This is a genomic window from Fibrobacter sp. (assembly GCF_045131395.1).
Taxonomy (GTDB): domain Bacteria; phylum Fibrobacterota; class Fibrobacteria; order Fibrobacterales; family Fibrobacteraceae; genus Fibrobacter.
In genome coordinates this window covers 1-1,688 of the sequence record NZ_JBGUQY010000020.1, presented here as the reverse complement: position 1 = coordinate 1,688, position 1,688 = coordinate 1, and the positions used below count along the sequence as shown (strand labels likewise).

1 rRNA gene is annotated in these 1,688 nt (G+C 57.5%); it reads right to left on the bottom strand.

Features of this window, described 5'->3' with window-relative positions:
• Positions 1-1,455, bottom strand: a 16S ribosomal RNA gene (locus ACJMNB_RS05785); the annotation flags it as partial.
• Positions 1,456-1,688: the final 233 nt, after the last annotated feature.

Sequence of the window (1,688 nt, the reverse complement as noted above, 5' to 3'; positions counted from 1 at the left end):
CCTTGCGGTTAGACTCACGACTTCGGGTACCCCCCACTCGGATGGTGTGACGGGCGGTGTGTACAAGGCCCGGGAACGTATTCACCGCACCGTGCTGATGTGCGATTACTAGCGATTCCAACTTCAAGGAGTCGGGTTTCAGACTCCTATCCGAACTACGGCAGGCTTTATGCGTTTTGCTCCACATCACTGCTTCGCTTCACTCTGTACCTGCCATTGTAGCACGTGTGTAGCCCTGGACATAAGGGCCATGATGACTTGACGTCATCCCCACCTTCCTCCGGTTTGTCACCGGCAGTTCCGCCAGAGTTCCCAGCTTTACCTGTTGGTAACTGGCAGTAGGGGTTGCGCTCGTTGCGGGACTTAACCCAACACCTCACGGCACGAGCTGACGACAGCCATGCAGCACCTGTTCAAAGGCGCATTGCTGCGCTTACTTATCTCTAAATAATTCCTTTGTATGTCAAACCCAGGTAAGGTTCCTCGCGTACCATCGAATTAAACCACATGCTCCACCGCTTGTGCGGGCCCCCGTCAATTCCTTTGAGTTTCACCCTTGCGGGCATACTCCCCAGGCGGCACACTTAACGCGTTCGCTACGGCACCCAGACTCATGTCCGGACGCCCGGTGTGCATCGTTGACTGCGCGGACTACCAGGGTATCTAATCCTGTTTGCTCCCCGCGCCTTCGCGCCTCAGCGTCAGTCGTCCGCCGGAAGCCTGCCTTCGCCATCGGTGTTCTTCCTGATATCTACAGATTTCACCCCTACACCAGGAATTCCGGCTTCCCTTCGGCGACTCCAGCCAAGCAGTTTCCAAGGCAGTTCCGGGGTTGGGCCCCGGGATTTCACCCCAGACTTGCTCGGCCGCCTGCGCGCCCTTTACGCCCAATAATTCCGAACAACGCTCGGGGCTTACGTGTTACCGCGGCTGCTGGCACGTAATTAGCCGCCCCTTATTCATGGCGTACCGTCGCCGCGGGGGCGTTTCCTCCCCCGCTTCTTCCTCCGCCATAAAAGCGCTTTACAACCTTCCGGCCTCCATCGCGCACGCGGCGTCGCTCCGTCAGGCTTTCGCCCATTGCGGAATATTCTTAGCTGCTGCCTCCCGTAGGAGTCTGGGCCGTATCTCAGTCCCAATGCGTCCGTTCGCCCTCTCAGGCCGGATACCCGTCGTAGCCTTGGTGGGCCCTTGCCCCGCCAACTAGCTGATGGGTCGCGGGCCGCTCCCCCGGCGGAGCCGAAGCTCCTTTGATGGAAGGCCTCCAAGCCTCCCATGCCATGGGGTATTACCCCGTGTTTCCACGGGCTGTCCCCCTCCGGAGGGCGCGTCGCCCACGCGTTCCTCGCCAGTCCGCCGCTCTCACCGGGAGCAAGCTCCCGGATCCCGCTCGACTTGCATGCTTAAGACGCGCCGCCAGCGTTCGTTCTGAGCCAGGATCAAACTCTCCGCGATTGTATCCAAGGCCCGAAGGCCTAAGAATTCTCGTGAAAATAAATGAACCCTGTCAAAAATTATTGATTAATGAAAATTGATAGGATAAATGACGCCGGATTTCTCCGGCTTCCGCTCCTTACCGTTTTCTTCCCTTCCCTGCTGTTTCCAAAGAACTCCGCCCTTTTTGAGAGCGGTAAAAGGGAATATAGCGCTTTCCGCAAAAACTGTCAAGAGAAAAGCGCGTTTTTTTT